The organism is Niastella vici, assembly GCF_002077945.1.
Taxonomy (GTDB): Bacteria; Bacteroidota; Bacteroidia; order Chitinophagales; family Chitinophagaceae; genus Niastella; species Niastella vici.
The window spans coordinates 491,718-516,784 of sequence record NZ_LVYD01000001.1; the positions used below are offsets into that span (position 1 = coordinate 491,718).

Below are 25,067 nucleotides of genomic sequence, written 5' to 3' on the forward strand. Positions count from 1 at the left end.
GCATGAAACTTAAGCTCGACTTTGATGATCTGGCCAATGATTTTTTCGACAATACCCGTTTAGCCGGTATTGTGGCGCCCCTTAAAAGTTACCAGTTTTGCTGGCACCTGAACCATTTACTGCATTATGACTTTCGCATAAACAATGATATAGAGATACAGCTGCAAAAAAAAAAGCGGAACTATTATTTTTCGGTCTTTGAGTACCGCGAACCGGTAAGCAGCCTGGTACATTATTTATATAATAACCAGTACGACGGCGAATACCTGTTGCCCGAATTCAGGCATCTTGATTTTTTATGGCTGATGAAAGGCGATACCGTACCCGATGCGTTCTTTCAGCAAATTCTGACTTCGGTGAAAAGCATCGGTGGCGTACAGCTGGTGATGGAACTCACGAATGAGAAGATCAAGAATAAAGGACACCTGATATTCTAAAAAAGATTATGATAACTGTTGCCGGTTACCAGGTACCGGTTACCGGGCAGTTGCAAGTTTCAGGGTACAAGGCTCAATTTTCGAGAGCCTCACAATAATTTCAGCGTCCTGAAATCACGACCCTGTAACTTGCACCTTGTAACAGGCTCACCAAAAGCCGGAAACATTTACCATTCACCCAAATAACTTACTCATATGTGGCAGGAACAGGATAATAAACTATACCGGAAATTTGAGTTCAAAAACTTTTCCGAAGCATTTGCCTTTATGACCCGCGTGGCGCTGGAGGCAGAAAAGATGGACCATCATCCCTTATGGACCAACGTATGGAATCAGGTGGAGGTATGGTTAAGCACCCACAGCGCCGGAAATGTAGTTACTGATAAGGACCGGCAGCTGGCGAAAAAAATTGATGCCCTGGTAAAGGCATGAACCGGCGCCTTCAACTTTGCGACGGTGAGCGAACACGCGCTCCCGGCGTTCAGACCCAACGGGCCCTGAAGTATCTTATGAGGGCAACCAGCGATACCAGCGTCCAGGTGCCTTCCAACACTACAAAAGGCAGGTAATTGATAAGCCAGGAAGCCATACAGGACAATCCGCCTCCAAACATATTTAGCAATATATAGATCAAACTGTCTTTCGAGATCTTGCCAAACAGGTTCATTAAATAGGCTAACAGCATCCCAAAAACGCCAATAAAACCGATCCAATCGTTAATAGTCAGGTGCATCCATAAAGGTAAGTAATTAAAAAAGCCATCTCGTTTTAGCGAGATGGCTTTTTAGTATGATTAGAGGCATGTGGCCTTCAGCCGTTCATGCTTGCTAAAAATTCATAGTTGTCTTTAGTACCGCGCATCCGCTTCAGCAATTCGTTCATTGCTTCTTCGGTATTCATATCTGTGAGATATACGCGCAACAGGTTCATCCGTTGCAATACATCGCGCTCGAGCAACAGGTCATCACGGCGGGTAGAAGAAGCTACCAGGTCAATGGCCGGGAATACGCGGCGGTTGGCCAGGCGGCGATCGAGCTGTAATTCCATGTTACCGGTACCTTTGAACTCTTCAAAGATAACTTCATCCATTTTGGAACCAGTATCGATCAATGCGGTAGCCAGTATGGTTAAGGAACCGCCGTTCTCAATTTTACGGGCGGCACCAAAGAATTGTTTGGGTTTTTGCATGGCATTCGCTTCCACACCACCCGATAATACTTTACCTGAAGCAGGTGCTACGGTGTTGTGCGCACGGGCCAAACGGGTAATTGAGTCTAACAGGATCACCACATCATGACCGCACTCTACCAGGCGTTTTGCTTTTTGCAAAGCAATGGTAGAAACCTTTACGTGTTTTTCGGCCGGTTCATCGAAGGTGGAGGCGATCACCTCAGCGCGTACGCTGCGTTCCATATCGGTAACCTCCTCAGGACGCTCATCAACCAGCACCACCATTAAATAACATTCGGGGTGATTGGCTGCAATGGCGTTGGCCACCTCTTTCAGCAACACGGTTTTACCTGTTTTTGGTTGCGCCACGATCAATCCACGTTGTCCCTTACCAATGGGTGTAAACAGGTCCATGATACGGGTACTGTATTGATTGGGAACAGTGAACAGGTTCAACTTTTCGTATGGGAACAGTGGTGTAAGGTAATCGAATGGTACCCGGTCGCGTACATCTTCAGGTTGTTTACCGTTGATGGTCTCTACTTTCAACAGGGCAAAATATTTTTCCCCTTCTTTGGGCGGACGAACAGCACCAAAGATGGTGTCGCCGGTTTTTAAGCCAAATAATTTTATTTGTGAAGGGGAAACATAAATATCATCGGGAGAAGAGAGGTAGTTATAATCTGAAGAGCGGAGAAAGCCATATCCATCGGGCATCATTTCCAAAACACCTTCTGCCATAATAACGCCATCAAACTCAATATTAAAGGCAGATTCGCGGCGATGGGGATATGATTTATGTTGTTGCTCTGCGGATGGTTGTGGCTCTATGATTCGCTCATTTTCCTGGGCTATCATTGTGCCGGTTTCTTCTTCGTCTTCTTCATCCTGATCGGCCATTTCGGGGATCTCATCGTCATCACCTTCATCATTCATCAGCACTGGTAATATGGGGGTTTGTTCTTCCTCTTCTTCTTCTTCAGGCTCAGGTTTTTTACGGCCCTTCTTAACAGGCGGCGCCGGTTTCTCAATTACCTTCTTTTTAGGGGCTTCTTTTTTCATTTCTTTACGCACTGGTTTATCGTCACCACTTACTACATCGGCTTCTTCTGTTGCGTTTGCAGTAGTAGTTTTTACTACTCTTTTACGTTTACCTTTATCATCAGCTGCACCATTCTTTACTGCACTTGCCATTACAGCCTGCTTATCGAGAATTTTATATACTAGTTCCTGTTTATCTAACTTTTTTGCGTTGGGTATTTTTAACTGTTCAGCAATATCTAACAGTTCTGGAACGAGCATGTCGTTCAATTGCAAAATGTCATACATAAAATAACTTGTGAGTTAACACCTTAATCAGACGAGCAAACTTTGTTCGTTGAAAATTCGTGAAAAAATTGAAATGAGTTTATATGCGTGGAAAAGAATAACTGATGAGCTTTGTGAGTATCGGGTATGACTTATCAGCCCTATTCCAAACACAATAATACGCCAAATTTACAAAAAGCAAAAATTTTTGGGTTCGATCCCGCTTTTCTGTCACATTTTTGACCCTGAGAGCGTATAAACAGGGTTATGGGTTCCTTTTACGACCGGTTCGGGTTCTTCCATTTTTCTTTTCTCTCTCGCTGCGGCACCTTATAATGAAATGATCTACTATCAGGCTTAATGAAGATTATGCAAATTCAATTCCACCCTCGTCGAATTGCAGCACAAATATTATAAAAAATTATTTACATAATGCCTGATTGTCTGTTTTTACCTTCATTTTTTTAATAAAAACCGCTACCAGACTACGTAAACAGTATTAAAACCAGCCGAATACTCCTTCAACCTGCTTAGGGAATGTGTATAATTTATTATCAAAGATCAATAAAACTGAACAAGTGAGGTAAGGTATTACCCTTATTTACACAATTGACCTAGAACAATATCATACCCTGGTTACAACAGGAATGCATTATGCCCATATAATTTGCTGCACGGTTTTACAAGTTATCTATATAAAACCGGCTGCCACTGGCGGTTAACACACGAATAGCCATCAGGGTTACTTACCCATTCATTAACAGCCATATTATATTTTATCAGGATAGAACAGATCAACTAAGGAGTGCCGCAAAAAGAAATCCCTGTGCAAATAACGCACAGGGATTTGAATTAGTTTATTAAAGGAAAGCTAAAATAGTGGCCACTGGCCGGTTCAGCTATCGCTTGCCATTATGTATCACCAGTTTTCCATCTTCATAAAATGGCAGTACATTGGCAATATCGGGCGTAAGGCAATAACGGATATCTTTTTCCAACCCAAAATTGGTAAGGCGTTGATAATGGGTCGCATTCTTTTCTTTTAAAAAACCGTACATATCGCTCTTGGCATTACGGTACAGGGTCTCAGCAATTCCCGAGCTGTCGCAATTAATGTCGAAATGTTCTTTTACCTGGCTTATAACAGCGCCGGCAAACAACATATCTTCCATATTCACGCGGTCTTTCCAGGCGGCACAACCCAGCAATACGGGTTGTTGCTGCTGTATAAGATAATCGCACACAGCCGTGAGGTTGGGGAATGAACCGGTAATGATATGCTGTGACCCACGTTCCAATGCCATATGCAATAATTTGGTACCATTGGTAGTGGTGAGCACCAGTGTTTTGCCGTTGATGAACTCTTTTGAATATTCAAAGGGTGAATTGCCGTATTCGAGTCCTTCGGCCACTTTGCCGTCGCGTTCACCGGCAGTGATCGCGTCAATGTTCTTTCCCAGTTCAATGCATTTGGCTACACTGTCAACCGGGATAATGCATTTGGCCCCGTTGTATAACGCAGTAGCAATGGTTGAAGTGGCGCGGAAAACATCAATGATGACTACAATGGTATTGTTAATATCGTAAAGATCAAGTAACGCAGGAGACGGAGATGTGTACAGAGTCGGTTTATTATTTGACATATTTCTAATAAACCGCAAAAGTAATTAAATCAGTCGGCAATGGCCAATAGACAATTGATAATTCCTTCCTATTTTTTGCCTTGAATTTTACCTATTGTTTATTGTCCAGAACATGCTTCCACTTACTGCTTTCTGCGTATTCTTTGATCACTGTATTTCGTTGTTCTAACAGTTTTTCGAGGTAGGCCGATAAATAAAGTCCGCTGAAAAATTTTCCCAAACCGCCATAAGGAGCTTCATAATAGAAAACGTCTATCATCAGTGTGCCATTCTCTATTGCCTTGAAATGATGTTCATGTTTCATTTTTTTGAAATCACCTTTTTTCATTTCATCTGTAAAGGAAAAAGGTTTTTCCATGGCAGTTATCTGTACTTGCAGAACGCGGGTGCGCATCAGGTGTTTGGCTTTCCAGGTCACCGTTTCATTCAGGTTTATTAAACCCATGGTGGTGCCGGCAACTGCCTGTTCGTTATGATGGGCCATTGACTTCTTATGCAATTCGATGCTACGGCTCAGATCAAAAACCCTTTCTATGGGTGCGGCAATAAAGGTGGTCAGGTGGATAATAGGCATACACGGATGATCATTTAGGAATCGTTCTCCCCAAGCAGCAATAAACACGCCAAGTGTACAAAAGTCTGGGGGGAAAAGGATCGGGCCGCAAAGTACAGGCGTCAGGGTTTATCACCCAACGGCACAAGGCTAAAATCCGGTCTTCGTCCCCTTATTGTACACTTTGGTTTGCCGGGGGAGCGAAGGTAAAAAAGCAAAAGGTAGAAGACCGTACAACTTCTTGGATTCCTGTTTTTTTCCATACATCCAATTGCTGCAACAACCTTCTACCCTTCACTTTACAATTTATACCTGTATCGTTATACAAACGGGAACTTCACCACTTTCGCTTTCAACAGCTTGTCGCGCACCCCGATATATATTTCTGCATCCAGCGATGCATGACTAAGATCCACGTAGCCCATACCAATGGCTTTTTGCAAACTGGGCGCCTGGGTGCCCGAGGTTACAAACCCTATTTTATTACCGGCTGCATCTTTTATATCGTAATGGTGACGGGGAATTCCTTTGTCAACCATTTCAAACCCAACCAGTTTACGGGTTACGCCAGCTGTTTTCTGGTTTTCCAGTATGGGGCGGGCGGTAAAGTCTTTGGTGAATTTGGTGATCCAGCCCAGCCCGGCTTCCAGGGGTGAAGTAGTATCGTCTATATCGTTTCCATACAGGCAAAAACCCATTTCCAACCGCAGGGTATCTCTTGCACCGAGGCCAATCGGCTTCAGGCCCTGTGTACCGCCCTGGCTAAAAATAGCATCCCAAATTTTGTCGGCATCGCCATTCTTATCTTCAAAATAGATCTCTACACCGCCTGCGCCGGTATAACCTGTGGCGCTGATGAGCACATTGTCAACGCCGGCAAACCTGCCTTTTGCAAACGTGTAATATTTTAAATTAAGAATATCAATATCAGTGAGAGGCTGCAGCATTTTGGTGGCATTGGGACCCTGTATGGCCAGCAAACAGGTTTTATCGGAGATGTTGTGCATCTCAACATTGCTGGTATTGTGCTTCGAGATCCAGTTCCAGTCTTTTTCAATGTTGGAAGCATTTACCACCAGCATATACACTTTGTTCTCTTCAATACAATACACCAGCAGGTCGTCAACAATACCACCCTGGTCGTTGGGCAAACAGCTGTACTGGGCTTTGCCGGCTGTTAATTTGGAAGCATCGTTAGAGGTGACCCGTTGAATAAGATCCAACGCATGTTCTCCTTTCAGAATAAACTCGCCCATATGGCTTACGTCAAAAATGCCGGCATTGGTGCGAACGGCCGCATGTTCGTCGTTTATGCCGCTATAAGAAATGGGCATATTGTACCCGGCAAATTCAGCCATTTTAGCCCCCAGGGCAATGTGCTTTTGCGTGAAAGGCGTGTTCTTCATACAGTTTATGTAGTTTTTGTTTGGCCGCAAAAATAGGGTTTTCAGGTTGAACGCTTAACGCCGAAGGCTTACCACCATCCTGCTTATTTCCGGCTTTGCCCTCCCTGGCCGGCTTTCGCGCTTTCGTTTTACAAAGCCCCCTGCGCTAAAACTTCAGGTCAAAACCGCCTGCGCCAAAACTCCGGCGTGCAGGCCGGTGACCAGATCAATCAACGCAAGACATATGGGTCAATGAAAAAGGGCCCTTAAAAGGGCCCCTGTTGTTCCAACTTCAACCCCGCCTGCTGCCGGCTACCGGATAAGCAGAGCGGCGGGGAGGGTTTATATAAATTTTATGTACTCATTCACTATTCACCAATGCTATTTCAAGAACCATACAAAACATCACTTAGCCGGTTGTTTGTCGTCGTTATCTTACACGCTTGCTGAGCTTTTAGCAGGCACAGAATCTGTTTTTTTAGCGGGTGTTTGCTTGTGGTAACGGTAGCCACCGGTAGTATCTGTTGTTGTTGATCTTTTCCTGCGCTCGCTGCGGTCACTTCTGTCTTCATCATCATTATCGCCGTCGTTATCATGATCTTTATCACCTTCCCGTTCTTTATATTCTCCTCTTTGCAATGCTTCAGGATCAAGCTTTTCAACCTGTTTGGGACCATCGGGGGTCATGATATATTCATTACCCGATTCAACCCAGTAGGTACGGTCCCAGTTATCAGAGATATCTATACCACCGTGGCGGTTATAGCGCACATCGAACCAATTGTATTTTGAAATGCTTTTGTCGAACGTGAATCTTTTGCCTACAGGCACCTGTAATATCAACAGAACCTGCTGCGCACGATACCGTTCATTTTTACTGATCGAAAATCCTTTAGGCAGGTATACAACACTATCAGTTTGGGTAATAGGGAAACTGATCTTTTCAGCGGTATTTCTTGCAATTACCGGATCATTACCCCGGCTGAACTTTACTTTCGCCAAATGAAAATCGTTGTCATTGCTTTTCACTACATCTATACGAACGGTATTAAGCAGAATGGAGTCAAGATTTTCGCCGAATAAAGGCCAGTCGTTATCCCAATCGAACCAGTCGTTGCTATAATATCTGTAATTAAACGTGCTGGTAGTAACATCGAGCAACAATTTCCCGTGTGCTGGCTGTACCAGGGCAACATTCTCTTCTAAAAAATTCCTTGATTTAAAACTGCGTAATATACTCCCGGTAAGCAATGCGGCGCAAACAATACCGATAAACCATAAAGTGCCAAATACATACCCTAAGTAATGGTTCCTGGAACGTACACCCATAATACGGCGGATGAGCCAGGTTATGAGCGCAATGACGGGAACGCCAAGGAAAAGGAAAACACTTAACCAGGCCAGTGAGTTTTGCCAGAAACCTTCCAGCAAAAATTCCTTGAACGCCATTACCTGTACGCCACCAAAAAGCAAGGCCATCAGGACACCAAAGAAGGCCAGTGCAACTACACCAACGATGAACAGGAAGAAAGCCTTGAACAACACGCCTATGATATGCGCAATACCGCTGCCTGCTGTTCGTGCTGTTGTGGAAGCTTCTGTGGAAAAGGTTTTAACCCGTTCACTTTGGGCGAACTGCCGGGCCTGGTTACCCATTTGCTGGGCGCTTTGCTTTACTTCATTTCCCCAGTTCTGTGCTTTAGATCTGAAACTCTCCAGGTCTTCCTTAACTGTATCACGAATAGAGTTCAGATCAACGCGCTCCCCCCGCATTTCGAGTTTTTCAGCCGCAGTAAAGGCAATGGGTACTGCAATCCACAACACGATGTATGTTACAAACAAGGTGCTTCCCAATGAGCCGGTCACTATTTTGGGACCAAGCCAGAAATCGCCATCGCCAAACCACCAGTTAAATGGCCCTGAAAATAACCCTATAATCAGCGGTAAAGCAAAGATCAACCGGGGCACCCAGGTGTTAATGTTTAAATAAGCAGCTAAACCAGCACACACACCGGCTATCACCTTATCATCGGAACTACGGTATAACCTTTTGGTGATGTTCGATTGAACCGATTGCGAAGGCACGGCTACCCATAAGATCAGGTATACAAGAAAGCCTGAACCACCGGTAAAAAGCAGCACTACGAAAATGATGCGCATTACCACAGGGTCAATGTGAAAGTAATTGGCCAATCCACTGCACACACCGGCGATTATTTTATCATCGGCATTCCGCACCAGCTTGCCCCGGGCGGGACCACTACTGTAAGCTGCGCCACCAGTTGATTGCGATTGCTGCTGACCGGCACTTTGTTGTTGACCGGCTCCGGTTCCGGCCGACTGGCTACCGCCATTGGTGCCTGCCTCCGCTTCTTCAAAATCTTCGGGGCGGCCCATGCTGGCCATTACTGCCTGCACATCTTCATCGGTGATGCAGGTAGAACCTTTCTTTAACCTTTCAGAAAACAGTTCGGCAATACGGCTTTCGATATCATTGATGATCTCATCGCGCCCCTCTTCATTGGCAAAATACCTTCGAAGGCTTTCAATGTATTGCTTTAATATTTCGTAAGCAGTTTCCTCAATAGGAACCACCCTGCCCTGGAAATTTATGTTGATTACCTTTTTCATGGTGAATAGTGTTTGTTGGTTGAAGTTTAGTTGTTGGGTTGGGTTGTTTCGGTTGGATAGGATGAATTCTCTACTGTGTTATTACTACCTGTACTAGCCGATGATATCAGCGACTCGCGCTTACTGGCCAGTGTGTTCACTGCATTGGCCAGCTCGTTCCAGGTAGTTTCCAGTTCTTTAAAAAACTCTTCGCCTTTGGGAGTAAGCGAAAAGTACTTGCGGGGAGGGCCCGAATTACTCTCAACCCATCTGTAGGTTAACATTTCTGCATTCTTCAACCGGGTTAGTAAGGGGTAAAGGGTACCCTCCAGGATCTGGAGGTTGGCACCTCTCATTTCATCCACTATATCACTCGGGTAAGCTTCCCCGCGGCGAATGATCGAGAGAATGCAAAACTCCAGTATCCCTTTCCGCATCTGACTTTGGGTGTTCTCAATATTCATGGCTATACTTTTACTGAAGGCAAACCGCCTGTTTCATGTTGCTGTTAATAGAATTGTTTACTGCTGTCATGGGCTCTGTTTTTATGATCTGATATAAACCCAATAACTGGAAAATATTTTCAAATGATTCTGCTTCGGGTTGTGCTTTGATGGTAATGGAATGATCATGCTGCACGGGGGCCATCAACACCAGGGTATCGCGATTATCTTTTTTTTCGACCTGGTAATATTGTTTTCCGCCAACGATCACCACACGGGCCGGACTGTCCTTTTGCGGTTGGTTCATTTTTGCGCCCAGGGTGAACAGGGCGATCAAAATGGCTATAATAATTGGAATTGGCATGGCTACTTGTGAAGCCGGGGTTTTATTCCCTTTCACAACACAAATATAGGGTGGATTTTAGTACTATGCAACACACAGTACCTTTCTTTTTACGGTAATGTTCTTTCTAAACTAATCAGTTTAACCAATAAATATTGATTATCAATATCTTGAATTGATATCTTATCGAGAAAGGATTTTTAGGGATTGGATGAGTGGTTAAAAAATAAGGGTGGATGGAGGAAAATGGCAGAAAAGAAACCTGGTTTTAGCTAAAAAGAACTAAAGTCTGCAACGGCCCTCATTTAAAAACATGAAATGGTTCTAAAGAACCTTTTCAGACACATTTTAAAAATAAAGTGGTTGCCAAATTGTACCGAGGGGTCAATTAAATAATAAAGCGGATAAGGATCCTTTTAAAGGGATGCTCATCCGCTCATATTCTCATTTAATAAAGGATTAGCTGCTTTTGAAATTTCTTACCGCAGCGTGCAAACATTTTGCACCTGCAGACGGCCGTTGCCCTGAACTACCAGGTTTATTGGTTTGGTTTGCTGGTTGGCGCCACTTAAGTTAATTGTTAACTCATTAGTACCCGCCTGCAACGGTATGCGGGTATATAAAATAGTATGTGGTAAACTCTGCCAGTTACGGGTATCGGCTTTCTCGGTAACAAAACTGAAAACCTGAATGGCCGTTGCCACCGCCTCTCTTTCGTCTTTGTCCTTCTCGCTTTTGTTGGCCCTTGCCGCCGCTTCCGCTAATTTTTTAACGGCCAGCCGGCTAAGCGTTTTGGTCATATCTTTTAAAAACCGCTCTTTCAGGGTGGCAAAAGCAATGTCATTAACGTTCTCGGCCTGCTCAAATGAATACCGGGCATTATTTAATGAAACAGAACCCTGGGTATAAAATACAGGCTGTTCCATGTATTTGGGGAATGCAACGCGCAACGACCGTACATCTTCGACCTTAATATTATTGGTATTAAGATTGTTGTCGAAAATAAAAGGAACGTTCACGGTTCCGGTAGCATCAGTAAAAGCAAAATTGCCGAGTCCGTTTTTAGTAAGGGAGAAGAAAAAATCCTGTTCCTGTTTTACCGGCGCCAGTCCGTTTTCCCAGAAAAGGATCAGCTCGCCACCCGCTGCCTTTGCCACCGGCTGCAGCGTGGTATTCAGCAGGGTTGAATAATGTTGCACTTCATCCATAAAGCCATTTGCCGCCGCAGTGCGCAGCAGGTCCTGTTTCAACTGTTCGGGCAAACCAACACCATACCAGCTATTCTTATTCTTTAAAAAGAGATCTACGGCATTTCTGTACGAGATAAACGCATTGTTCATATCGCCGCTTTGCTCGTAAATGATGCCCTGCATCATCAGCGCAAATGCGTCATCTGAATATTTGTTGGCCTTATCGCCGGTTTTTTCCTGTTGTGCATAGCTGGTGAGCGAAATTCGCCGGGCCTCTACCATGGCTTCATCGCCCTGGCCAAGCCCCAGGTAATTTAATGCCTTGTAATAATGCACCATGAACTTTTCAAAATCCTCGCCCTTGTATGTTTCCATCATGGGGTTCAGCAAAGTGCCCAGGGCTATGTCTTTGGTGCTGGTGTGCGCATCTTCAATGAACAGATCGGCTTCATTAAAGAACAGGTTACTGCTATCGTATTGCTTCAGCAAATGGGCCATTTTACCCTTTTCAAAAAGGTACAGCAGCCTGTTGCGTTTGCGCAACAACAGTTTGTTATGATCGATGGCCAGATACGCTTTTTCATACTGGTTACTCACCACCTGGTCGTAATAAGTACCAATGCGATTATTGTAAGAGGCGCAGGAAAATAACAAGGGCACGAAACAGACTACTGCCAATGCCCTTATCATATGTTTGGATGATAAAACCATGCCAGTGAGAATTGCAGGCAAGCTGCAGGTGAACCAATTAATTTTTCACGAATTTGGCAATCTTCTTGTCCCCTATCCATACTACTTCATTGCTTTGAATGTTGGTAAGCTCCAGGTCAATCTGGTAGTATACCACTTTCTTACGTTTTTGTGAGTCAACGATGGAGTTGATAGAACCTTGCAGAATATAATCAGCCCCTTGTTCAAGGCCAAACTTTTTCATGCTCGAGGTGGAAGCATTTGTTTGCTGATCGGCTTTTTCAGCACGCAGCTCATCTCTTTTTTTACCACCCTGTACCAGACGCACTCTTCCTGATTTTATAAAGGAAGATTCTACGTCTTTTACAAAGGTTTCAGCTTCAATATGCTCATGGCTTTTATTGGTAACAAAACCAACGATCACCACGGGTCTTTGTCCGTTATGCTGTTCCTGGTGCTCACCAATCCATTTTTCTTTCAGCACCATATCGATCATTTGTTCAGCTACAAGGCGTGAATCGGTATTGTTCCAACGGCCACTGAGGTCAACCTGCTCACCTGGATCAATACGGGTTACTTTGTGCGAACAGGACGACAGGCTCATACCGGCTACAATCAGGGCCACAACGGCCAGAGAAATTCGTTTCATCTGAATTTTTTTTATTTTAATAGGGAGTTATAGTAAGATGGATCTATTCAGCAATCCCATAGCATGCAGAACAGCTTATTTGTTGGTTTTGTTTAACGGGTTAACAACCAGCCAATAGTTGCGGCAGTTGCTGCCAGGGGCACCAGGTTCCAATTGTTCCAATTCGAATGGTAGTAATTGTAATTGTGGTAAGGGTGATAGTTATACCAATAGTTACCCGAATAGCTGGGATAATATGAATAGGTTGGATAGTAAGAACCATAGCCGTTATAATACCAGCCATATTTGGCTCTTTCCAAACGTAATTGGCGGCGGAAAGCCCTGCGCTCGTCACGGCGTGCCTGCCTGTCGGCCATCCAGTCAATGGCTTTGTAGGTTTCCTGGGGCGTAGTGCCGTGCAGTGCATTCAATGAATCGGCCATTTGAGCATATTTTGCCTGGCTGATCATATAATCAGGATTCTGGTCTGGAGCCAGTGATTGCGACATGCCCCACGTAGCTATCAACATAGCCAGTGGTAACAGCAACAAATTATAAAGTACATTTCTTTTCATATAATCAGGATTTACTTTTAAAGTGTTATTGTTATTAACGAAAAAGATCATGCATTAATTATATATCAACATTGAAAGGCGCCTTTTGATTTGAATAATTAATGTTTCATGAGACTAAAGTACTCAGCAATCTGTTAAGTGGGGGTTAAATAAAAAGCCCCGATATACGGGGCTCTTTTACAATTATTTATAGTTATTTTTTTAGTCCTATCTCTCTTAAACGTTCATCGAGGTATTCGCCGGCTGTAGCATCGGGAAATGCCTTGGGATGACTGGCATCAATACAACTTTCGAGGCAGGCCAGGCTCATTTCGCCTTTTGGATGCAGGAAGAAAGGTATTGAAAACCGTGAGGTACCCCACATTTCTTTTGGTGGATTTACTACGCGGTGCGTAGTAGATTTCAGCTTATTGTTGGTAAGCCGTTGAAGCATATCGCCTACATTCACCACGATCTGTTCGGGCAATGAAGTTACCCCCACCCATTCGTTTTGTTTTGTCAAGATCTGTAAACCGTCGGCAGAAGCGCCTACCAGCAGGGTAATTAAATTAATATCCTCATGTTGCTCGGCACGAATGGCTGATTTGGGTTCCTGTGTAATGGGCGGATAATGGATGGCCCGCAAAATGGAATTGCCATTATGTATATGCTCATCAAAATAATGCTCATCCAACCCCAGGTACAGGGCAATGGCCTGCAATAATGCCCGCCCCGATTTCTCGAATGCCCGGTATGCTTTTGTAAAGGTGGTATTAAATGAAGGTACATCGGCTACCTGCACATTGTCGGGATATTCGCTTTTTACCGGATCATTGTCATCAACGATCTGCCCGAACTGGAAGAACTCTTTCAGGTCTGGTGCATCACTGCCTTTTGCATGTTCTTTACCGAAAGACGTATAACCACGCTGCCCCGCCAGCCCTGGTATTTCATATTGTTTTTTGGTTTCACCGGGAAGTGCAAAGAATTGTTGAACATATTTGTAGAGATCAGCAATAAGCTCATCGGGAATACCATGATTCTTTACTGCTACAAATCCTACATCTTCATACGCCTTACCCAGTTGGTTTACGAAAGCTTGCTTCAGCTGCGGATCGCCTGATAAAAAATCGGCGAGGTTGACTGCCGGTATTGCCATAAAAATTATTTATTTCGGTTAATACAATGAATTACCTGAAAATTGCGAGGAACATACAATTTACAAAACCCTGCATCCCCCACAAAATTTCAGTAATAAATTATTGCAATACCGGCATAAGGGTATTTGGGTAACTGGAAGTCATTACCAGATTGTTAATTCGATGCGGCGGCAGTTTTAGTTTCGGCTGCGGCCTTTTCTTCAGGGGTAAGGTCCATGATCGCATAATGCTTAACATCGTTGATCAACACTTCGTCCAGTACGTTTACCAGGTGCTGGTAATTCGATTCGGGTGTTGGCTTAACCATCAACATAAGGTCTTTGCGTTTTCCAATTTTATCGAGGGCCCGTTGTTTGTTCCTAACGATCTGCCCCAGCCCATCAGTCAGCGAATAATTGGTAATCCCATATGTATTCGTTTGCAATGCTTCGGTTAACTCGCCGTGATAGTAGAAGATCTTGTCGTCTTTGAGCGGTATTATGGTCAATGCCGTGCTTTTGCCCACATTCATATCTGGTGTCTTGGGGTCGGTGTCATCGGGCATCACCAGTTTCATTTGCATGGGCTCCGACATAGACGTAGTAAAAATAAAAAATGTGATGAGCAAAAACCCAAGGTCAACCATAGGAGTTAAGTCAACGCGGGTACTATGTTTTTTACTTCTGCGCACACCGGGTTTATTGCCGCCGGCGGCAGGGATGTTAATTTCAGCCATAACTATTTGGTTTGTACTATAAGATGCGGTGGCACAATTTTTCCATATATACTTAAATCATTTTGCTTAATGACTGAAATCAGCCATACAGCCAGATGGGGTTGGTAATTTTAATCACCAAAAATAAATAACATGAAAACGCTGGTAGTTCCTACCGATTTTTCCTCTGTATCGGTCAATGCAGTAAATTATGCTGTTGATATGGCAGAGGCAATTAATGCCGGTATCGTATTACTGCACGTGTACAATATACCGGTATCCTATACAGACGGGCCTGTTTCACCTGTAACCACCGTATCGGTTGAAGAAATAAAACGAACCAGTGAGTTACGCCTCGAAGAAATTAAAAAAAGCCTGGTAACAGTTACCTCGGGCCGCATTGAAATATTTACCGAAGCCCGCCTCGGCGAAACCATCGACGAGCTGGAACAGCTTTGCAACTCTGTAGAACCGCTGGCGATAATCATGGGCAGTCACGGCACCACCGGGTTAGAACGCATGATCATGGGCAGTACGACGTTAACCGCTATACGACATTTGAAATGCCCGGTAATTGTAGTACCGTCCGGCACTACGTATCATGGTATAAAAAAGATCGGACTGGCCTGCGATTTTGATAATGTTGTACATACAACCCCGGTTGAATATATAAAAAATATAGTCAGGGAATTCAATGCAGACCTATATGTGCTGAATGTTCAGCATATAAAACAGGAAGAGGATGAGCTGGCCGAAGAAGCTATTATGGATACGGCTTACCTCGATGCCATGCTCGATGATGTGCGGCCCACCTACGTTCAGCTTACGGGGAAGGATGTGGCCGAAAGCATTCACGCATTTGCCGAAAACAACAACCTCGACCTGGTAATGGTGATACCTAAAAAACACAAGTTCATCGACAGCCTGTTCCATAAAAGCCAAAGTAAAGAATTACTAACCCATACACATATACCCATTGTTTCTATTCATGAATAGAAACAATAAAAAAACGGTCGTCCCTGCTAAGCTGAGACGACCGTTTTTATTTGTAGATAATGTTATTAGAATTCTGCGTTCTTTGGCGTTCTGGGGAATGCGATCACATCGCGAATGTTGGTCATACCGGTAACAAACAACACCATCCGTTCAAAGCCAAGTCCAAAACCGGCATGCGGTACAGAGCCATAACGGCGGGTATCGAGGTACCACCACATTTCTTCAACCGGAATATGCATTTCTTTCATTCGTTCGGTGAGTTTTTCAAGGCGTTCTTCCCTTTGTGAACCACCTACTATTTCACCAATACCGGGCGCCAGAATATCCATAGCCGCTACAGTTTTGCCATCATCGTTCTGCCGCATGTAAAACGCCTTGATGTCTTTGGGATAACCGGTAACGATCACCGGTTTTTTAAAATGCTTTTCAACCAGGTACCGCTCATGCTCACTCTGCATATCGATGCCCCATTTCACTTCGTACTGGAATTTCTTTTTCTTATATGCCGGTGAATTAAGTAAAATATCAATGGCCTCGGTATAGGTAATGCGCTCAAAATTGTTGTTTAATACAAATTCCAGCTTTTCTATGAGGCCCATTTCACTGCGTTTATCCTGGGGCAGTTGTTTTTCTTCTTCTGCCAGGCGTTGCGCCAGGAATTCCAGGTCTTCGCGGTTATGCTCCATGGCATAACGAATAAGGTATTTTATGAACTCTTCGGCCAGGTTCATATTGTCTTCGAGGTCGTAAAAGGCCATTTCAGGTTCTATCATCCAGAACTCTGCAAGGTGGCGCGGGGTATTGGAGTTTTCGGCACGGAAGGTAGGACCAAACGTATAGATCTCACTAAAGGCCGTGGCTGCGAGCTCGCCTTCCAGTTGTCCGCTTACCGTTAAATTGGTGCTGCGACCGAAGAAGTCTTCTTTAAAGTTGATGGAACCGTCTTCGTTACGCGGCGGGTTATCGAACGGTAAGGTAGTAACCCGGAACATTTCACCGGCGCCTTCAGCATCGCTGGCGGTAACGATGGGCGTGTGCAAATACACAAACCCCTTTTCGTTAAAGAACTGGTGAATGGCAAAAGCCAGTGCATGCCGCACGCGGAATACCGCGCCAAAAGTATTGGTGCGGAACCGGAGGTGGGCTATTTCGCGTAAATATTCAAGACTTGGTCTGTTTCTAAGCTGCAACGGATATTTTTCAGCGTCGCAATCGCCCAGGATCTCAATAGAAGTTGCTTTTACTTCCACTTTCTGGCCCTTACCCATGGAAGCTATAAGGGTTCCGGTCGCTTTTATGGAAGCGCTTTGGGTGATCCGCTTTTGGGTTGCTTCATCCAACATGCCCAATTCAACCACTACCTGTATATTATTATTGGTACTGCCGTCATTAATGGCAATAAACTGATTATTGCGGAAACCGCGCACCCAACCCATAACAATAACTTCCTGACCGGTAGGCTCACTGGCCAGCAGATCTTTAACTTTTACCCGTTTGTTGAACATATCCTATAGATTTTTAAAGGCTCCCGACCTCGTCGGGAGGGCTGCAAAGATAAGTATTGGCAGAAGTTTGGGAGCTGAAATAAAACCGTATAAAAAATATTTGAATAACTAATGACTGTTAGGTTGTAAAAGGGCCTGAGCAGGATCAGGCAAATTGCTTTTGCTTTCTCCTACTTTTGATACCATGAAAACCGCTTTTTTTTCGACCCAGTCGTACGATAGGGATTATTTCAGCCGCTTTAACACCCGGCACGAGCTGGTATTTTTTGAAGCGCCGCTAAACGAAAAAACAGTTTCGCTGGCCAATGGCTGCCAGGCAGTGTGTGTTTTTGTAAATGACCAGCTGAACGAAGCGGTCATCAGCCAGCTTGCGGCCTTGGGCATACAACTCATAGCCATGCGTTGTGCCGGGTACAACAATGTTAACCTGGCGGCCGCCCAATTACATAATATTAAAGTAGTGCGGGTACCGGCTTATTCGCCCTACGCGGTGGCCGAGCATGCGGTGGCGCTTATTCTTACCCTCAACCGCAAAACGCATAAGGCGTATAACCGCGTGCGGGAAGGCAATTTTTCGCTGGAAAAACTTACCGGTTTCGATCTGCATGGAAAAACGGTGGGGGTTATTGGCACCGGGAAAATAGGCCAGGTATTTTGTGATATTATGAAAGGCTTTGGTTGCCGGGTGCTGGCATTTGATCTTATTGCCAATAAAGAACTACAGGCAAAAGGCATTGAATACCTGCCACTGGTACAATTGCTGCCCCAGTGCGATATTATTTCGCTGCATTGCCCGCTTACCGAACAAACCAGGCATATTATTAATTCAGATACATTAGGCTTGATGAAACCCGGCGTTATGCTTGTTAATACAAGCCGGGGCGCATTAATTGATACCCGTTCCGTTATTCATGCCCTCAAAAGCGGCCAGCTGCGATACCTGGGCATTGACGTATACGAACAGGAAGAAAAATTGTTTTTCCATAACCTCTCAGAAGAGATCATTGAAGATGATGACATAATGCGGTTAATGAGCTTTCCGAACGTATTAATAACAAGCCATCAGGGATTTTTTACTGATGAAGCGCTTATAGAGATAGCCAAAACCACCCTGCAGAATATTACTGATGCCGAAGAAGGTAAAACATTAGTAAATAAAATAGTATAACGCAGCGCACTTAAAAAGGCGGAAATTGGCTTGCAGACAAGTTAATGTCTTGTTTACATTTATTATTTTTATTCCTTACTTTCGAACCCCTGATCTATTAAACCTATAACATAACGCATTGCAATATGAATAAACTGGTTGCTTTTTGCCTCACCGTTCTAACGGGTAGTGTTTCTTATGCCCAATCACCCACGGTCAACATTTCCAGTCCGGATAAATCAATAAAAGTTACCTGCTCACTCGACGCTTCGGGGAAACCGCAATATTCGGTTCAATATAAAGGCAGTGCAGTGCTGGAAACTTCGCTGCTCGGGCTCGTACGCGCCGACGGCGATTTCTCTCAGTCACTAACACAAACCGGTTCCGACCCGGTTAAAATAGTAAAAGACAAATACCGGCTGGAAACCGGCAAACGCCAGAACAATGAGTATACGGCCAACCGGCAGGTGATCCATTATAAAAATGCAGCCGGTGGATTGATGGATATCATTTGGCAACTCTCCAACGACGGAGTGGCCTTTCGCTATTATTTTCCCGGCGCCAACGGCGAGCCTAAAAAAATAGATACAGAATTTACTTCTTTTCATTTTCCCGCAAGCGCCAAAGGCTGGCTGCAACCTATGAGTGTGGCCAAAACCGGCTGGGAAAAAGTAAATCCCTGTTATGAAGAATTTTACGAGAAAGGTATTGCAGCCGGAACGCCTTCGCCATTGAAAGCCGGCTGGGTGTACCCTGCCCTGTTTCAATCGGCCGGCCATTGGCTGCTGATCACCGAAGCCGACATGGATGGCACTTGGTGCGCCACCAAACTCGATAACGATTCGGCCAATGCCAATTATCATATAGCCTTTCCCGATGCCCGTGAAGTGATCCCCGGCAGCGGTTTAAAACCACAATCTGCCCTGCCCTGGTATTCGCCCTGGCGGGTAATTACCATTGGCAGCCTGGCCACCATTATTGAATCAACCCTGGGCACCGACCTGGCCAAACCCGCTGCAACAACGCAGAACTTTTCTTTTGCAAAGGCCGGCAAATCGGCCTGGAGTTGGGCCCTTTTGAAAGATGATTCCACGGTGTATTCCGTTCAAAAACGCTTTATTGATTATGCGGCCGATATGAACTGGCAGTACAGCCTCATTGATGCCGATTGGGATACCAAAATAGGATACGACAGCATACAATTGCTGATCAATTATGCAAAGCAAAAGAAGGTTGGCATCTGGTTATGGTATAATTCGGCCGGAAGCTGGAATTCGACTCCCTATCACCCCCGTAATAAATTGCTTACCCACGAAGAGCGGGAAAAAGAATTCAGCCGGTTACAGAAAATGGGCGCGGCCGGCGCCAAGATCGATTTCTTTGGTGGCGACGGTCAATCGATGATCCGTTATTACCTCGATATTTTAAAAGATGCTACCGCGCATCATTTACTGGTGAACTTTCATGGCGCTACCCTGCCCCGCGGCTGGCAGCGTACCTGGCCAAATTTAATGAGCACAGAAGCCATTAAAGGTTTCGAATATATAACCTTTAGCCAGCACGATGCCGATGAAGAGCCCACGCACGCCGCCATGCTGCCCTTCACCCGCAATGCCTTTGACCCCATGGACTTTACGCCCATGTGTTTATATAAGATCCCGCGCATCAACCGGCAAACCACTTCAGCGTTTGAGCTGGCCTTATCAGTCCTGTTCTTATCAGGTTCGCAGCATTTTATTGAAATACCCGAAGGCATGGCCCATATGCCGGTTTATGTAAAAAATTTCCTGCGCCAGTTACCCACCAACTGGGACGATGTGAAATTCATTGATGGGTTCCCCGGTCAGTACATAGTGCTGGCGCGAAAAGCAGGCAACAAATGGTATATCACAGGCATCAATGGCACCGGGGAAGAAAAAAACCTGACGCTCAATCTGGATGGGTTCAAAGCTAAAAAAGCCACCATTTTCTTAAACAGCAAAGGCAACACCTTTATTGATCAGCAGGCTATTCCGGTTCAACCCGGTAAAAAGCAAATGGTGACGCTGGGTAGTCACGATGGGTTTGTAATGGTGTTGGAGTAATAGTACAAATCACGGTAAATCAAATATGAAGGTGAGTCATCCGGCAACGGGCGACTCACCTTTTCACTTAATATTTACTTATATCGTAAATACCGGCCCGGTTAAAATCGGTACTTTTGCGCTCTTGTTGAAACCCTTTTGCTTAGGTATTAGGTAAAAGGGTATTTTAGTAATGGCGAAGACGATACATATTGCATTAGTAGGAAATCCAAACAGCGGCAAAAGTTCCCTGTTCAATGTTTTAACCGGCCTGAACCAGAAAGTAGGCAACTTTCCGGGTGTAACGGTAGACAAAAAAGTAGGCTCCTGTCAGTTATCAGAGGGCCTCACTGCCGCTATTATCGACCTGCCTGGTACCTACAGTTTGTACCCCCGGCGCGAAGATGAGTGGGTAGCTTACCGCGTGTTGATGCAGCAGGATAAAGAGGTGGAAATGCCAGAAATGGTGGTGCTCATCGCTGATGCCAGCAACCTGAAACGAAACCTGTTATTTGCTTCCCAGATCATTGACCTGAAAATACCTGTAGTAGTGGGCCTTACCATGATGGATATCGCCCGCCAAAAAGGCATCCAGATCGATGTGGCAGAATTGGAAAGAGAGCTGGGCGTACCGGTAATTCCCATCAACCCCCGCAAGAACAAAGGTATTCAACCCCTGAAAAAAGCGATAGAACAAACCGCTCTCGAATTATATAAAGCGCCCGTACGCGATTTTATCAATAACGAAGCCCTGGCGCCGGCTGCCATTCGCAGTGTAAAAGAATTATTCCCCGAACTGAGCGACTATAAAGCCATTCATTACCTCATCAATCACGAATCGTTTTCCCTGAATGGAAGTTTTCAGGAAAAAATTGAATCAATTGAACAGGTCAATAATTTCAATCATACAAAAACGCAGGCCGAAGAGATCTTGCAACGGTATCAGCGTATCGGTTCCATCCTGAAGCAATCGGTATCGGAGCCATCGCCCCTGCAAAAAACATTGTTCACCGAAAAGCTCGATAATATTTTCCTGCACCGCCGCTGGGGATATTTTATTCTGCTTTCAGTATTGTTCTTGTTATTTCAAAGTGTGTTCTGGCTGGCCGAGTATCCAATGAATTTCATCGACTGGGGTTTTGGTGCAATAAGCAGCTGGTTAAGCAATGTACTGCCAACCGGCTGGTTCGCCGATCTGTTAATAAATGGTATTTGGGCGGGGTTAGGTGGTATTATGGTATTTATACCGCAGATCATGATCCTGTTTGGCCTGGTGACCATTCTGGAAGATACCGGTTATATGGCCCGTATTAGTTTTTTAACCGACAAGCTGATGCGCAAAGTGGGTTTGAACGGTAAAAGCGTAATGCCCATGATCAGCGGGTTTGCCTGTGCGGTTCCGGCCATCATGAGCGCCCGTAATATTGAAAACAAAAAAGAAAGACTGCTAACCATACTGGTTACCCCATTGATGAGCTGCAGCGCCCGCCTGCCGGTATATACCATTTTGATCGGACTGGTAATACCAAAGAAAATGTTTGCCGGCTTTTTGGGATTGCAGGGTTTGGTGATGATGGGCTTATACTTACTGGGACCCATTATGTCGTTGCTGGTTTCGTATATCGCCCGTTTGTTTATTGATATAAAAGAAAAAAGCTTTTTCATACTGGAGCTTCCGGTGTACCGTGCACCCCGCTGGAAGAACGTGTTTGTAACCATGATCAACAAGGCAAAGATCTTTGTATTTGATGCCGGCAGGGTGATCATGATCATCAGCCTGATATTGTGGGCGCTGAGCACCTATGGTCCCAAAGAAAAAATGAAAAGCGTTGAAGCCCATTACGCCCAGCAGGTGAAACAACATCCTGAACAGGCAGCCGAGCTGAACCGCCTGAAGAATACCGAACTTTTACAAAACTCCTATGCCGGTATACTGGGCCGCAGTATTGAACCGGTTATTCAACCCCTGGGCTACGACTGGAAAATTGGTATCGCATTGATCACTTCATTTGCCGCCCGCGAAGTTTTTGTGGGAACCATGGCCACTTTGTATAGTGTAGAAGGAGGTGACGATGCCGATGAAAACACCCTGATGTCTAAAATGAATGCAGCGGTAAGACCCGACGGAACCAAAGTGTATAGCCTGGCTGCCGGAATATCCCTGATGATCTTTTATGCATTTGCCATGCAGTGTATGAGTACGCTGGCGATCGTAAAACGGGAAACCCGTAGCTGGAAATGGCCGCTGATACAACTGGTGTATATGACCGGCCTCGCTTATATAATGAGCTTTATTGCTTACCAGTTGCTAAAATAGATTTTTAGATTTCGAAATTTCTGGATTTTGAGATTTAAAAATTTGCTAAGTGCCCCCGACTGAAAGAAATCAAAAAATCTCGAAATCCCTAAATCCCAAAATCAAAAAAAGAGCTCGCGAAAGAGCCCCTTTTTGTTTTGTCCAATCCATGAAAAATAAACCGTCCTTAAATATCTTGTTGTATTTACAATTACATGTTTAATTCATAGTAAAAGTAATGTGTATCGCGTGTTGCGCCTTAATCAACGACTCCCCTTAACTAACAACTAACAAAACCAGTTTCTTTCATTTACGCAATACATGGTTGTATATATGACGGTAAATGATTGAAATAGTTTGTTATAGAAATCTTAAATGGTTGCAATAACAACTTTCAGGGAAAGTATTGGTCAGGAGCAGCTTGTAATGAAAGATGAAAAAGAAAAGAGTGGCTTTAAGTAGATTTTAATGAGGAGTTGTTTTATTGTCCTACAATTTTACTTCGCTTTTCAAGCATTACGGTGGTTCGCCAAATGCCATCGAGCTGGGCAATGCGTTCGCGGTAACCAATAAAGCGGAAACCACATTGTTCATGCAAATGAATGCTGGCCCGGTTCTCTTCATGAATTACGCTTAACAATGACCAAATGCCATTTTGTTCGCTGGCGCTGATCAATGCTTCAAGCAAGGTTCTTCCTATGCCTTTGCGTTGATGCTGTTGATGAATATACACACTCACTTCAGCTACTCCGCTGTAACAAGCCCTTGTTGAAACGGGTGCCAGGGCGGCCCACCCAACCGGTACATTATCGTCAACGGCCAGTAATCTTGAATGTGGGAGGTACTTGGCATTGAACCCTTCCCAATCGGGCACGATTGTTTCGAAGGTAGCCATGCCTGAAGCAATACCATGACCATAAATTTCAAGCACCGCAGCGGCATGTTCGGTAAGCATAGGAATAAGCGTAATCATATCGCTAATTTAAAAATCAGGCGGCAACTTCCCAAGGTGATTCGTTTGCCGGCTGGCGAACGGCTCACCAAAGAGCGACCCGCCCCGCCAGGGCGAGCCGGCTTTAGTCGTTTCATATGCGGGCTAACCGTTCGGCTGCCAGGGCCAGCGTTTCCTCCTTTTTGCCAAAACAGAAACGCACCACTTTGTTATCAGTGGCGTCCTGGTAAAATGCCGAAACCGGAATTACCGCCACCCCGAATTCGCGGGTAATGCGAATGGCAAAATCCTTATCACTTTCATCGCTGATACGGTTGTACTGTGCGCAAATAAAATAGCTGCCCTTACTATCGAGCATGGTAAACCGGGTATTCTTCATCAGCGATAAAAAGTAATCGCGCTTTTGCTGCAGAAAAGCGCCCAATGATAAATACGACTCCCTGTTCTTCAGAAATGTAGCCAGGGCAACCTGTGAGGGCGTATGGCAGCTAAAGCAATTGAACTGATGCACTTTGCGAAATTCCTTTGTAAAGCCGGCAGGTGCTATGGCATACCCCAGTTTCCAGCCAGTGCAATGGTATACTTTCCCGAATGAAAAACATACAAAGCTGCGTTGCGCCAGATCGGGATATCTTAAAATAGATTGGTGCTTTACATTATCAAAAACTATATGCTCATATACTTCATCCGAAACAATAATGATATTGGTGTTTTGCACCAGTTCACGCAATTGTTGGATATCATCCCCACTCAAAACAGCCCCCGTAGGGTTGTGCGGTGAATTCAGCATGATAACCTTTGTTTTCGGTGTGATCTTCTGGCGTACTTCAGCCCAGTTGATCTTATATTCAGGAAACTGCAGATCGATGCGCACCGGTATGGCGCCATTCACAACGATATTGGGAATATAGCTATCGTAGCCCGGTTCAAAAACAATCACTTCATCGCCCGGCTGCAATACCGTAGTGAGCGCGGTATAAATGGCATAGGTTCCGCCCGGAGTAATGGTTATTTCTGTATCGGGGTTAACGGTTGTGTTATATAAAAACTCAATTTTTTCGGCAATGGCTTCCCGCAACGGCATCCAGCCCGGCATAGGCGAATATTGGTTAAACCCGTTGCGCATGGCATCGGCCACCAATTCAATAAGCGCAGCGCTCATGGGAAAATCAGGGAACCCCTGGCCCAGGTTTACGGCTTTATGCTCGGTTGCCAGGGCGCTCATGACAGTAAAAATAGTGGTGCCTACTTCGGGTAATTTAGATTGGAATGGAATTTGGCTCAAGGTGAAAAATTGAAA

General features: G+C 44.8%; 22 protein-coding genes. 6 read left to right on the forward strand and 16 right to left on the reverse strand.

Annotated features, from left to right (window positions below; all coding sequences use genetic code 11):
• Positions 1–2 precede the first annotated feature (2 nt).
• Positions 3–437 carry an IPExxxVDY family protein gene (locus A3860_RS02235; RefSeq protein WP_081144897.1) on the forward strand — a complete coding sequence of 145 codons (435 nt, stop codon included), beginning with the start codon at positions 3–5 and terminating at the stop codon, positions 435–437.
• 195 nt (positions 438–632) lie between these two features.
• On the forward strand, positions 633–869 hold the full coding sequence (locus A3860_RS02240) for a 4a-hydroxytetrahydrobiopterin dehydratase (RefSeq protein WP_081144898.1): 237 nt from the start codon (positions 633–635) through the stop codon (positions 867–869).
• 49 nt (positions 870–918) lie between these two features.
• On the opposite strand, the gene A3860_RS02245 is transcribed toward A3860_RS02240, so the two are convergent.
• From A3860_RS02245 to A3860_RS02305, 13 genes are all read right to left on the reverse strand, one after another.
• Positions 919–1,170, reverse strand: coding sequence for a CBU_0592 family membrane protein (locus A3860_RS02245; protein WP_081144899.1), 252 nt, complete (start codon positions 1,168–1,170; stop codon positions 919–921).
• Between the two features lie 77 nt (positions 1,171–1,247).
• Positions 1,248–2,936, reverse strand: coding sequence for a transcription termination factor Rho (gene rho, locus A3860_RS02250; protein WP_081144900.1), 1,689 nt, complete (start codon positions 2,934–2,936; stop codon positions 1,248–1,250).
• 878 nt (positions 2,937–3,814) lie between these two features.
• On the reverse strand, positions 3,815–4,558 hold the full coding sequence (locus A3860_RS02255; RefSeq protein ID WP_081144901.1) for a 2-phosphosulfolactate phosphatase: 744 nt from the start codon (positions 4,556–4,558) through the stop codon (positions 3,815–3,817).
• 91 nt (positions 4,559–4,649) lie between these two features.
• The gene (locus A3860_RS02260; protein ID WP_081144902.1) at positions 4,650–5,132 is read right to left on the reverse strand and encodes an SRPBCC family protein; all 483 of its coding nucleotides are present in this window, start codon (positions 5,130–5,132) and stop codon (positions 4,650–4,652) included.
• Between the two features lie 299 nt (positions 5,133–5,431).
• Complete coding sequence (gene gcvT / locus A3860_RS02265; protein ID WP_081144903.1) at positions 5,432–6,517, reverse strand: glycine cleavage system aminomethyltransferase GcvT; 1,086 nt, start codon at positions 6,515–6,517, stop codon at positions 5,432–5,434.
• A 414-nt stretch (positions 6,518–6,931) separates the two neighbouring features.
• On the reverse strand, positions 6,932–9,127 hold the full coding sequence (locus A3860_RS02270; protein WP_081144904.1) for a PspC domain-containing protein: 2,196 nt from the start codon (positions 9,125–9,127) through the stop codon (positions 6,932–6,934).
• Between the two features lie 26 nt (positions 9,128–9,153).
• The gene (locus A3860_RS02275) at positions 9,154–9,570 is read right to left on the reverse strand and encodes a PadR family transcriptional regulator (protein WP_081144905.1); all 417 of its coding nucleotides are present in this window, start codon (positions 9,568–9,570) and stop codon (positions 9,154–9,156) included.
• 10 nt (positions 9,571–9,580) lie between these two features.
• The gene (locus A3860_RS02280) at positions 9,581–9,913 is read right to left on the reverse strand and encodes a hypothetical protein (protein WP_143773907.1); all 333 of its coding nucleotides are present in this window, start codon (positions 9,911–9,913) and stop codon (positions 9,581–9,583) included.
• Positions 9,914–10,371: 458 nt separating this feature from the next.
• On the reverse strand, positions 10,372–11,793 hold the full coding sequence (locus tag A3860_RS02285; protein WP_245843455.1) for a COG3014 family protein: 1,422 nt from the start codon (positions 11,791–11,793) through the stop codon (positions 10,372–10,374).
• A gap of 37 nt (positions 11,794–11,830) precedes the next feature.
• Positions 11,831–12,421, reverse strand: coding sequence for a penicillin-binding protein activator LpoB (locus tag A3860_RS02290; protein ID WP_173820150.1), 591 nt, complete (start codon positions 12,419–12,421; stop codon positions 11,831–11,833).
• A 92-nt stretch (positions 12,422–12,513) separates the two neighbouring features.
• A complete protein-coding gene (locus A3860_RS02295) occupies positions 12,514–12,975 on the reverse strand; it encodes a hypothetical protein (RefSeq protein WP_143773909.1) in 462 nt (153 codons plus the stop codon).
• A gap of 193 nt (positions 12,976–13,168) precedes the next feature.
• A complete protein-coding gene (locus A3860_RS02300; RefSeq protein WP_081144909.1) occupies positions 13,169–14,113 on the reverse strand; it encodes an isopenicillin N synthase family dioxygenase in 945 nt (314 codons plus the stop codon).
• Between the two features lie 155 nt (positions 14,114–14,268).
• Complete coding sequence (locus A3860_RS02305; protein ID WP_081144910.1) at positions 14,269–14,829, reverse strand: ExbD/TolR family protein; 561 nt, start codon at positions 14,827–14,829, stop codon at positions 14,269–14,271.
• Between the two features lie 132 nt (positions 14,830–14,961).
• Between A3860_RS02305 and A3860_RS02310 the strand changes: the two genes are divergently transcribed.
• Positions 14,962–15,804, forward strand: a complete 843-nt coding sequence (locus A3860_RS02310; protein ID WP_081144911.1) for a universal stress protein — start codon at positions 14,962–14,964, stop codon at positions 15,802–15,804.
• 65 nt (positions 15,805–15,869) lie between these two features.
• Here the strand turns inward: A3860_RS02310 and asnS are convergent, their stop codons facing one another.
• Positions 15,870–17,309 (reverse strand): asparagine--tRNA ligase, encoded by a 1,440-nt coding sequence (asnS, locus tag A3860_RS02315; protein ID WP_081144912.1) that lies wholly within the window; start codon positions 17,307–17,309, stop codon positions 15,870–15,872.
• 184 nt (positions 17,310–17,493) lie between these two features.
• Between asnS and A3860_RS02320 the strand changes: the two genes are divergently transcribed.
• The 3 genes from A3860_RS02320 (at position 17,494) to feoB (ending at position 22,836) form a co-directional block, all read left to right on the forward strand.
• On the forward strand, positions 17,494–18,477 hold the full coding sequence (locus tag A3860_RS02320) for a 2-hydroxyacid dehydrogenase (protein WP_081144913.1): 984 nt from the start codon (positions 17,494–17,496) through the stop codon (positions 18,475–18,477).
• 125 nt (positions 18,478–18,602) lie between these two features.
• Positions 18,603–20,540 carry a glycoside hydrolase family 97 protein gene (locus A3860_RS02325; RefSeq protein WP_081144914.1) on the forward strand — a complete coding sequence of 646 codons (1,938 nt, stop codon included), beginning with the start codon at positions 18,603–18,605 and terminating at the stop codon, positions 20,538–20,540.
• A 172-nt stretch (positions 20,541–20,712) separates the two neighbouring features.
• Entirely contained in the window at positions 20,713–22,836 is a 2,124-nt protein-coding gene (gene feoB / locus A3860_RS02330; RefSeq protein ID WP_081144915.1) for a ferrous iron transport protein B, read from the forward strand.
• A 460-nt stretch (positions 22,837–23,296) separates the two neighbouring features.
• On the opposite strand, the gene A3860_RS02335 is transcribed toward feoB, so the two are convergent.
• Both A3860_RS02335 and A3860_RS02340 read right to left on the reverse strand, forming a co-directional pair.
• A complete protein-coding gene (locus A3860_RS02335) occupies positions 23,297–23,788 on the reverse strand; it encodes a GNAT family N-acetyltransferase (protein WP_081144916.1) in 492 nt (163 codons plus the stop codon).
• A gap of 112 nt (positions 23,789–23,900) precedes the next feature.
• Complete coding sequence (locus tag A3860_RS02340; protein WP_081144917.1) at positions 23,901–25,052, reverse strand: methionine aminotransferase; 1,152 nt, start codon at positions 25,050–25,052, stop codon at positions 23,901–23,903.
• Between the last annotated feature and the right edge of the window lie 15 nt (positions 25,053–25,067).

Coding starts and splice junctions, on each gene's coding strand:
- A3860_RS02235 (WP_081144897.1), top strand. CDS start 3: ATGAAACTTAAGCTCGACTTTGATGATCTGGCCAATGATTTTTTCGAC.
- A3860_RS02240 (WP_081144898.1), top strand. CDS start 633: ATGTGGCAGGAACAGGATAATAAACTATACCGGAAATTTGAGTTCAAA.
- A3860_RS02245 (WP_081144899.1), bottom strand. CDS start 1,170: ATGCACCTGACTATTAACGATTGGATCGGTTTTATTGGCGTTTTTGGG.
- rho (WP_081144900.1), bottom strand. CDS start 2,936: ATGTATGACATTTTGCAATTGAACGACATGCTCGTTCCAGAACTGTTA.
- A3860_RS02255 (WP_081144901.1), bottom strand. CDS start 4,558: ATGTCAAATAATAAACCGACTCTGTACACATCTCCGTCTCCTGCGTTA.
- A3860_RS02260 (WP_081144902.1), bottom strand. CDS start 5,132: ATGCCTATTATCCACCTGACCACCTTTATTGCCGCACCCATAGAAAGG.
- gcvT (WP_081144903.1), bottom strand. CDS start 6,517: ATGAAGAACACGCCTTTCACGCAAAAGCACATTGCCCTGGGGGCTAAA.
- A3860_RS02270 (WP_081144904.1), bottom strand. CDS start 9,127: ATGAAAAAGGTAATCAACATAAATTTCCAGGGCAGGGTGGTTCCTATT.
- A3860_RS02275 (WP_081144905.1), bottom strand. CDS start 9,570: ATGAATATTGAGAACACCCAAAGTCAGATGCGGAAAGGGATACTGGAG.
- A3860_RS02280 (WP_143773907.1), bottom strand. CDS start 9,913: ATGCCAATTCCAATTATTATAGCCATTTTGATCGCCCTGTTCACCCTG.
- A3860_RS02285 (WP_245843455.1), bottom strand. CDS start 11,793: ATGGTTTTATCATCCAAACATATGATAAGGGCATTGGCAGTAGTCTGT.
- A3860_RS02290 (WP_173820150.1), bottom strand. CDS start 12,421: ATGAAACGAATTTCTCTGGCCGTTGTGGCCCTGATTGTAGCCGGTATG.
- A3860_RS02295 (WP_143773909.1), bottom strand. CDS start 12,975: ATGAAAAGAAATGTACTTTATAATTTGTTGCTGTTACCACTGGCTATG.
- A3860_RS02300 (WP_081144909.1), bottom strand. CDS start 14,113: ATGGCAATACCGGCAGTCAACCTCGCCGATTTTTTATCAGGCGATCCG.
- A3860_RS02305 (WP_081144910.1), bottom strand. CDS start 14,829: ATGGCTGAAATTAACATCCCTGCCGCCGGCGGCAATAAACCCGGTGTG.
- A3860_RS02310 (WP_081144911.1), top strand. CDS start 14,962: ATGAAAACGCTGGTAGTTCCTACCGATTTTTCCTCTGTATCGGTCAAT.
- asnS (WP_081144912.1), bottom strand. CDS start 17,309: ATGTTCAACAAACGGGTAAAAGTTAAAGATCTGCTGGCCAGTGAGCCT.
- A3860_RS02320 (WP_081144913.1), top strand. CDS start 17,494: ATGAAAACCGCTTTTTTTTCGACCCAGTCGTACGATAGGGATTATTTC.
- A3860_RS02325 (WP_081144914.1), top strand. CDS start 18,603: ATGAATAAACTGGTTGCTTTTTGCCTCACCGTTCTAACGGGTAGTGTT.
- feoB (WP_081144915.1), top strand. CDS start 20,713: ATGGCGAAGACGATACATATTGCATTAGTAGGAAATCCAAACAGCGGC.
- A3860_RS02335 (WP_081144916.1), bottom strand. CDS start 23,788: ATGATTACGCTTATTCCTATGCTTACCGAACATGCCGCTGCGGTGCTT.